Annotated in this window: 5 protein-coding genes; 1 reads left to right on the top strand and 4 read right to left on the bottom strand. The window is 55.4% G+C overall.

The annotated features are described in order from the left end of the window. Positions 1-664: 664 nt before the first annotated feature. The 3 genes from A3H92_11010 to A3H92_11000 all read right to left on the bottom strand — a co-directional run bounded on the left by A3H92_11010 (position 665) and on the right by A3H92_11000 (position 5380). Positions 665-2458, bottom strand: a complete 1794-nt coding sequence (locus A3H92_11010) for a hypothetical protein (GenBank protein OHC73988.1) — start codon at positions 2456-2458, stop codon at positions 665-667. 425 nt (positions 2459-2883) lie between these two features. After that, entirely contained in the window at positions 2884-4656 is a 1773-nt protein-coding gene (locus A3H92_11005) for a hypothetical protein (protein ID OHC73987.1), read from the bottom strand. A gap of 31 nt (positions 4657-4687) precedes the next feature. Next, positions 4688-5380 (bottom strand): hypothetical protein, encoded by a 693-nt coding sequence (locus A3H92_11000; GenBank protein OHC73986.1) that lies wholly within the window; start codon positions 5378-5380, stop codon positions 4688-4690. Positions 5381-5643: 263 nt separating this feature from the next. On the opposite strand from A3H92_11000, the gene A3H92_10995 reads away from it, so the two are divergent. Further along, positions 5644-6387 (top strand): hypothetical protein, encoded by a 744-nt coding sequence (locus tag A3H92_10995; protein ID OHC74037.1) that lies wholly within the window; start codon positions 5644-5646, stop codon positions 6385-6387. On the opposite strand, the gene A3H92_10990 is transcribed toward A3H92_10995, so the two are convergent. Beyond that, positions 6368-8365, bottom strand: a complete 1998-nt coding sequence (locus A3H92_10990; GenBank protein ID OHC73985.1) for a hypothetical protein — start codon at positions 8363-8365, stop codon at positions 6368-6370. The genes A3H92_10995 and A3H92_10990 overlap by 20 nt on opposite strands. Positions 8366-8370 lie beyond the last annotated feature (5 nt).

The raw sequence follows: 8370 nt of genomic DNA, 5'->3' as shown, positions 1-8370 counted from the left end.
CCGCCCTGTTCGGCGGGGTTTCTTTTTGGTTGCTCCCGGTTCCTCGCGCCGGGCGTTATTGGCCTATGTGGTTCCTTAAGACTGTTTTTTCAATCCGCATGGCGGCTTACCCTTCATCATGACTTCGCGTCTTTGCGTCTTCGCGTGAAACATGGTTGGTCACGCGAAGGCGCAAAGGCGCGAAGTCATTTTAGCCGCCGTTGTCTAATTCCGATATATCCACGGCTAAAGCCATCAATACCTAAACAAGAAATTAATCCTTGCATTTGGGCTATTTATCAGGTATGTTCGCTTTTTATTCCCCGACAGTGAGCTTGCAGGGGCGGATGCTGGACATTGTGAATATATGGCGGTCTTGGCGGGGGATTTGAACCGCCGGCGGAACCTCCCCTTGCCCCTCCTTGCTAAGGAGGGGAAAAAAATTCCTCCCCCTTAAAAAGGGGGAGGTCAGGAGGGGGTGGTCTTGTTTGATATCAAGAGCTTAGGCGGCAAAATGACGACAAATGACGACAAATGATGACATTTTAAGATGTTTTTTGTGGTGGTTTTGTTTGATATCAACGACTTAAGCCTGATTTACCATGGTTAAAACCGCTATAAAATGCGTTAAAACGTGATCAAAACGTCATTTAACGTGGTTAAAACGCACCTTTAACGGCTTATTTCAGCGCACCAGAACATGGCAGCCTTGGCCTTCATTGCGCAAGGAAACACAAAGCCCATCGGCGTTGTTTCTTTGCTCGAAAGGCCCGACCAGCATGGTGTACCATTTCTCGTTCTCGGCGGGGACGCCTTCCCTGCGGAAGGTGGGAGATATATTCTCCAGCACATTGGGGTAGCGGGTCTTGAGCAGGCGCCAGTGGCGTTCAAGGGCGGACTCGCTCCAGGTGGCGGCAAGCTGAACCCAGAACCCTTCTTTTTCGGGGAGACTCGGCACATGGTTCACTTCGGGGCTTTGCGGCTCTTCGTCGGTCGCGTATTTGCCGTCAAGCGTGGTGCGGTTTTCCCCTTTGTCAGCGGCGGCCACCATCTTGGCGTCGTCTGATTCCATGCCGCCGCCGAGGGCCTTGAACAGGTCCACGGCGGATTGTAGACGCTCGAATTTTATCAGGTGCAGTTGGTCCTCTTCGCGGAACATCGTGCGCTCCGTGTCGAGAAGAGTAAGGAAGTCAAGGGTGCCGACGGTATAGGAAGTGGTGGAAAGTTCAAACGCATTGCCGCCGGCGACGACGGCTTCCTCCTGGGCTTGCTTGCGCAAGGTAAGGAAACGGATGGAGACCAGGGCGTCCTCCACCTCTTTCAGGGCCGTGTACGCGGTCTCCATGTAGGTCTGCACCAGGACCTCATGCCGCGCTTTTGCGAAGTCCACCTGGCTTTCGCGTTTACCGGCGTCGAAAATCGCCTGGGTAATGCTGACGGCCAGATTGTAATACAGGCTTTCAGGAGAAAGCAGGGAGCTGAGGTGATGGCTGCCGTAGCCGTAGTCGCCGGTCAACTTGAAGGTGGGAAGCAGGCTGGCCCGCGCCACGTCGATGGAGGCGTCGGCGGCGATAAGCTCGGTCTCGGCTTTGCGGATGTCCGGGCGGCGCAGCAACAGCCGCGAAGGCAGGCCCGGCTTCACCTCGGGAAAAACAATGTCGTCGAGGCTGTCGCTTTGGAGGTTGACCTCGGAAGGCGCCTTGCCCATGAGCAGGGCGATAGAGTTCCGCGCTTGCTCGCGTTGCAGCTCAAGCACGGGGATAACGGCGGAAGCGGCGAAAACGGCGGTCCTCTGCTGGGCGATCTGCAAGGAAGTCGCTTCGCCGTCGTCCAGGCGGTCAATGACGGCCTGCAACATGTCCTTATAGACGCGCTCCGTATCTTTGGCCGTTTGAATCCGGTCATTAAAGGAAAGGTATTTAATGAAGTTCTGGACCATGCTTGAGGTCAGGGTCAGGGCAACGACTTCACGGGCAAAAACACTGGACCATGCCGTATTGTAGGCGGCTTCGCTGGCGGCGCTGTTCTTGCCCCAGAAGTCCGCTTCGTAGCTGATTTGCAGACCCAGGTCGTAGTTCTTTTCGGATATGGTTTTACCGCCCGGCTTTACGTCGCCTTTGCCGTCTCTCGGCGCCGTGATGTCTTCCTTCGCCGAGGTGCTTAACACCGGCCATTGGTCGGCCTTGATTGCCCCCCATTGGGCCTTGCTTTCGGCGATGCGGCCGATAGCGGCCTTTAGCTGGTGATTGTTGGCGAGCGCTCCTTCGACCAGACCGTTGAGTTCGTCGTTGCCGAAGTGGGTCCACCATTTGGAAACGGCCTGGGGAACGGTCATGGGGGCCGTTTGCCCCGGCGTTGATTCGGTCTCGGATTTTTCACCGGAGTTATGGCGATAGGAAACCGGCAATTCCACTTCGGGAATAGCGTAGTTGTCGCGCTTGACCGCGCAACCGGCAACTGAAAGGGATAGTAAAAACATGCCCCATTTCGATGCTCTGCCCATGAATCATCCTTCTCTAAACACTTCCGTGTTCAGTTTAGGAAATCAATTATTAAATTATGATGAAGTTTCTATACTAATGGCCATAAAGTAATGACTCTGGAAAATCCTCCCCCTTTTGAAGGGGGAAGAGGGAATTATCGGCCTGTGTGTTTTGACACAGAGGCACAGAGGCGCAGAGAAGATTAAGCGAAGTTTCCTTCCTGCTTTTTCTTTTTTTCTATCCTCCTCTGTGTCTTTGAGCCTCTGTGGTCCATAAAACAGTATCGGCGGCAACCTCTCCTCCTTACGAAGGAGGGGTTAGGGGAGGTTACTCTTACCCCCTCCTGACCTCCCCCTTGAAGCAAGGGGGAGGAATTCTTCTCTACCCACTGACGATGAGTCACTCTTTAAAGCCGCTGGTATTATTTGGTTCGGTCGGGAGTTTTCATGGCGAAGCTCACGACGGCGTGGACCAGCGGATGGCAAAAACCGATGGTTTCGTTTTTGCCGTTCGTGGAATTTATGCGCCGCAACAGGCCGGCGTTGATTGTCTTTTCAATAGCCGTATCCAGTTCAGTTTCATCGCCTCGCCATTGTTTGAGAAGGTCGTCGCGGCGATGCTCGCCTTCCTTGTTCGCCGTCAATCGCAACAGTTGCCGGTCAAGGCTTAACGAGTCGACGCGCGCAATCACCAGGGCAAAGAGACTTAGCGGAATAGAGAGGCGTCGATCGGGGGCGTTTTCGGCCAGACCGTGGTCGCGGTAATGTCGCGCAAGTTCAACGGCGAAAACGGGGACGCCCGCAGCCAGACGGCAAATCCCCAACGCTTCGGAAAACGCGGGGCCGAGCCAATTCTTCTGTATTTCCGTTATATGATTTTCAGCAAGGCGCTTCAGTCGTATGCTCGTGGCCCGGTCTTTGATTTCAACGGGCAGACCGGAGTGGGCGCGCCCGGACAATACAAACAGAACCGGCGCTCCCGCCATGCCTTGAAGCAGGGAAGAAAGATCATCAATCGCTTCTTTAGGTAAAAAATGGGTGTCGTCGATGATTATCACCGTCGGTTTTTTCGGAGGGGCCTTGATCAAGGAGGCTTTGAACTTGGCTACGGGAAGGCTTTCGCTTGTTCCGGGCCGGATCAGGCAACCCGTCAAATGGCCCGACGGCTGGCTGTCCGGCGCGGGACAGGTTTTCATCAAGACTGAAATTTCATAGTCGGCGCAACGATCAATGAAGCTCCACAACAGAGCTGATTTGCCGATGCCGCTTTCCCCTTCCAGGAGTATGACGCCACCCTTGCCGTTGGCCAGATCGGCCAGACACGCTTTCATGGTCTTTATCTCGGCGCGGCGTCCCCGCAAGGGCGTTTCGAGTCTTCGTCCGCAAAGCTGCCATTGGAAAGTACGGGTAAAGGGAACTATTTTAGGAACTTCTCCGTCACGTTCAGCGCCGAGGAAGTGGATCAATCGGCGCGATGACTCCCCAAGGGCCAGGGTTCCGGGCGCCGCTTCGGCGGCCAACTCCCGCGTCAGGGCGATCACCGATCCGGCAATGGCTTCTCCGGACCATGTTCCCGTTCTCTCCATGCTGGCGACGACGACTCCGCTGGAAAGACCGCCGCGCAGAGACACTGCGTTGCCGCTCAGGGCCGCAACGTAGGTGGCGGCCGACATGGCGGCGCGAACGGCCCTGAGCACGTCGTGTTCACGGGTTTTCTCTACTCCGAAGACCATATCGCCGCCGCCGTGCCGGTTGGCGAATAAAACAGCATCGAAATCAAAAGCCACCTCGGAGAGCGCCCGATAGAGCGTACGCTGGAAATCCGGATCGGCGGTTTGCAGTTCTTTCTCGGGAAGCAGGCTCAGCACCGTGGCGGGACGCCGCTCCAGGGCGGTTTCAATATCCATCGTCCCTTCATTCGCCGTTTTTAGGGGCGGAGTGGCGTCCTTGGCCGTAAAGCCCTTGGATACGGCCATGGCTCTGTTGGTGACGTTCAGCTTCTTGAACAGGGCGACGACATGCTGCTTGACCGTTCCCAGTCCGATCCCGAGTTCACGGGCAATTTCCTTGTTGGCCTTCCCTTCCTGAAGAAGGGAGAGGATATCTTTTTGGCGTGGGGAAAGCCGGTGGGGTTGCTCTTCGGCAATAGGGGCGGCAACGTCCGGTTTGTCGCTTGGTATCCGCCTTGTATGCATCTTGAATTATTTCCCCGGATGACAATCTCCGCTAATACTGATCCTGTTGTTTATTTACGATCATGTTGATTTGCGCAAGGGCGTTGACGATCTTTTGATGCGTTTCCGATTTCGGCTTCGGAGTTTCGCTGTGGGAGGGAGTCTGTTCAGGCCGGGCTTTAATCGCTGTTTTTTCAGCGGCCGGCGGTTGCGGTTTCGGGGCGACGGGAAGCGGTTTCGCGGCGACGACCGTTTTTTCCGTGCTTGCGCGATCAACTTTCTTTGGGACCGGGGCGGTTTTTACCAATGACAAAGGCTTGACCGCCGGTTGTGGTTTCGGGGCAACGGGAAGGGGGGGCGGGGCGACGTTCGTTTTTCCTACGTTTGCGCGACTGATTTTTTTGGTGGTCGGGGGGCTTTTCACCAATGATAACGGGGCAGCCTTGGCGGCAGGATATATGCCGGGACGCCGTTCACTTTCCCGCACTGCTTTTAATTCCGCTTTCAGGGCATCCAGGGCGGCGGAAATTTCCGTAATTTTCAAGTGTTCCTCGGACCCGGCGGCCGCCGGAGCGAGAGACGGCGAACGGATCAGGTCATGAAGCCGGATCGTGATGTCCTCGATCTTTTCGATGCGGTCCTCAAGGCGGCGTTGCGCATCGGGGACGGCTCTTTTTCCCATGTCGGAAGCCGACTTCGAGGGGGGAGCCTGTTTAACGGTATCGGTCATTTCGGCGAGCATCATTCCAAAATCCAGGGGATACTTAATATCTGTAAACAGCCTACTTCAGCGCGGATGGGGAGTCATGCGAATCAGCAAACAGAACATACTGTAGACAACATGACGGCTGTGCGGATAAAACTCCCAACGGTTTTTTTATGTTGTATTGTCACGATACAACATTGCATAAAGTTTGTGTACACTTGGTTAATATGCCGATGTCAACCAGGGGTTATAATATACAAGTGAGGCGGTTGCAGGTCGGTAAGTCCGGGACATTGATCGAGATGAAAACAGAAACAGAATTACTTCGTCATGTGCTGGTGGTGGAGGATGACGATTTGGTGCGTCAGGTCGTGGCCAAAACCCTCGCCGCCGGCGGTTACCGCATCAGTGAAGCGATTGACGGCGCTTCGATGCGCAGGACATTGGATGACGGCCCGGTGGATTTGGTGGTGCTTGACATCAATCTGCCTGACGCCAGCGGATTTGATCTGGCCCAGGAAATCCGCAGCCGCTCGCCGGCGGGACTTATCTTTCTTACCGCCCGCAAGGAGGAAGTGGATAAACTCACCGGGCTGGAAATCGGCGCCGATGATTATCTTACGAAGCCGTTTAATCCCAAGGAGCTGTTGACCAGGGTGAGGAACTTGCTGCGGCGCATTCCATCGACGGGCAATGCTCCCAAGGGTAAATCCCGCAAGGGGACGGCGGCGAAAAGCACTATCTGTTTCAGCGGATGGACGTTCGACAAGCGCAAGCATCAACTCACTGCGTCCGGCGGAGAGTTGGTGGGCCTCACTCCCAACGAAAGCCGGCTTCTTGAAGCTTTCGCCGGTCATCCCGGTCGGGTGATGAGCAGGGATAAGCTCATGGATACCCTCTACGATGCGAGGGACGGTTCGATAGATCGCTCGGTGGATTTGCTGGTGGTCAGGCTGAGGAGAAAGCTCGGCGATTCGCCGCGTACGCCTAAATTTATCTTTACGGTGCCCGGCGAAGGTTATTTCTTCACCGAGGCCGTAGATTAGCCTTTTTGTCGAAGCGCTCCATCAATGCGTCTGCGGTGCGCCGGAACAGATCGTTCAATTGTTCGGCATGACGCGCCAGGGCGTCGTCATCCATGGTCAGAGCCGCTTTTTCACAGGCTTGCGCCTCGGCGGAAAAGGCGGCGGCGGCCACGCTTCCGGCCTTGCCGGCCAACAGATGGGCAATCTTTGCAACCAGTTTCAAGTTTCCCGCCGAACGGGCGTCGGCCAATTCGTGCAGATCGGTTTTTGCCTGTTCGTTAAATGATTGTACTAATTCCGACATGCCCGCAGCGCCGTACAGGTTTTCCAGTTCCGCCATGATTTCATCATCGAAAAGGTGGTTTTTGCCTTTCGGAGCACGGGCATTTTCGACGATGGACATCAGAATTCGGCGCAGATGGGAAGGCGATACCGGCTTGGTTATAATTTGATCCATTCCCGCTTCCCGGCACCGGGCTATAATTTCCGGCATGACGTTGGCGGTAAGGGCAATTATGGGCGCCCTCGCCATTGCCGGGTCGGCGAGGGCGCGAATATGTCCGGCGGCCTCCAGTCCGTCCATTCCCGGCATTTGCAGGTCCATTAGAATCACGTCATAGCGGCGGCCTTTGGTCATCGCCTCTACCGCCGCTTCACCGCTGGACGCCGCATCGACTTTGTGGCCGTCGCGTTCAAGCATCATGGTCAGAACCCGGCGGCTTAATTCGGCGTCTTCGGCCAGCAGAATGTTAAGTCGCGGCGGCAGGGTTGTTTCAGTTTCCGTCTTTTGTTCGGGAAGGGCGGGGGCCGTTTCCAGGGGCAGGAAAAAATAGAATTCGCTGCCTTCTCCCGGTATGCTGTTTACCCCGATGGTTCCGCCCATGCCTTCAACCAGTTGGCGGCAGATGGCCAGCCCCAGTCCGACGCCGGTTCGGCGGCGGGAGGTCGTTCCAAGCTGGCTGAAGGGTTGGAACAAACGGTGTTGTTCATTCTTGTCAATGCCCGGCCCGCAGTCGCGAACGGCGAAGCGTATGCCTTTGTCTCCCGCCGCCTCGGCGCTCAGGGTAATGACGCCCTTATCGGTAAATTTAACGGCGTTGCTGACCATGTTGATCATGACCTGGCGGATGCGCGCCTGATCGCCATACAAGGCTTCCGGCAGCCCGTCGGCCTTGTATTCCAGCGTCACCTTTGATCCATGTTTCATCCCCTCGGCGATTGTAGTTACTTCCCGCAGCAGGACCGGGGGAGAGAAGGGGAGGCGGACGAATGCCGGTTGTCCGGCGTCACCTTTGCTGAAGCTCAGAAAATCGTTGAGGAGGGTTTGCAGTCCGTCGCCGGAGGACAGCATGATATCCAGCAACTCACGTTGGCTTTCATCCAGCTTAGTTTCCGCGAGCATTCCGGCCGCGCCCAGAAAGGCGGTCATGGGAGTGCGTATTTCATGACTCATGACAGCCATGAATTGGCTTTTTTGCCGGTTTGACTCTTCTGCAGATTTGGCTATTTCCCTGAATTTAAGGACGCTCTCCAAAAGGCGGTTTTCGTTAGTTTTACGTTCGGCGATGTCACGGCTCATGCCGGCAATTCCGTGAGCTTTCCCTTCGCTGTCGAACAGGGGAACCTTGATGGTTTCCATGATGATTTTTCGACCGTCGCTTCGTGGCAGGATTTCTTCAATAGTCTCGGCGTTTCCCGACTTTATTATTCTTCGGTCCTGTTCGTTTATCGACGCTCCCGTACCCGCCGGCCAGACGTCCACGGCGGACTTGCCGATGACTTGCTCCCTGGAGACTCCGAGAAAATCAAGAAATGCCTTGTTGCAGCGGTCATAAAGGCCGTCCGCCGTCTTGAAAAATATCAGGTCGGGAGAGGAATCGATGATGGTGATTAAATCGGGAGAGGAATCGATAATCGTAACCGAATGAGGAGTCGCCGAATGAGCGGAGGCATTAACAACATTCAGAAAAACCCGGTTGTCATTCTTTCGAGCGTTCATTGCCT

This window comes from Rhodospirillales bacterium RIFCSPLOWO2_02_FULL_58_16 (genome assembly GCA_001830425.1).
Classification (GTDB): Bacteria; Pseudomonadota; Alphaproteobacteria; order Rhodospirillales; family 2-02-FULL-58-16; genus 2-02-FULL-58-16.
The sequence above is the reverse complement of the archived record's forward strand: the minus strand, read 5'-3'. Positions and strand labels throughout refer to the sequence as shown.

What these genes read in the sequence shown, in the direction of transcription:
- A3H92_11010 (OHC73988.1), bottom strand. Translation starts at nt 2,458, where the DNA reads ATGTTTTTACTATCCCTTTCAGTTGCCGGTTGCGCGGTCAAGCGCGAC.
- A3H92_11005 (OHC73987.1), bottom strand. Translation starts at nt 4,656, where the DNA reads ATGCATACAAGGCGGATACCAAGCGACAAACCGGACGTTGCCGCCCCT.
- A3H92_11000 (OHC73986.1), bottom strand. Translation starts at nt 5,380, where the DNA reads ATGATGCTCGCCGAAATGACCGATACCGTTAAACAGGCTCCCCCCTCG.
- A3H92_10995 (OHC74037.1), top strand. Translation starts at nt 5,644, where the DNA reads ATGAAAACAGAAACAGAATTACTTCGTCATGTGCTGGTGGTGGAGGAT.
- A3H92_10990 (OHC73985.1), bottom strand. Translation starts at nt 8,365, where the DNA reads ATGAACGCTCGAAAGAATGACAACCGGGTTTTTCTGAATGTTGTTAAT.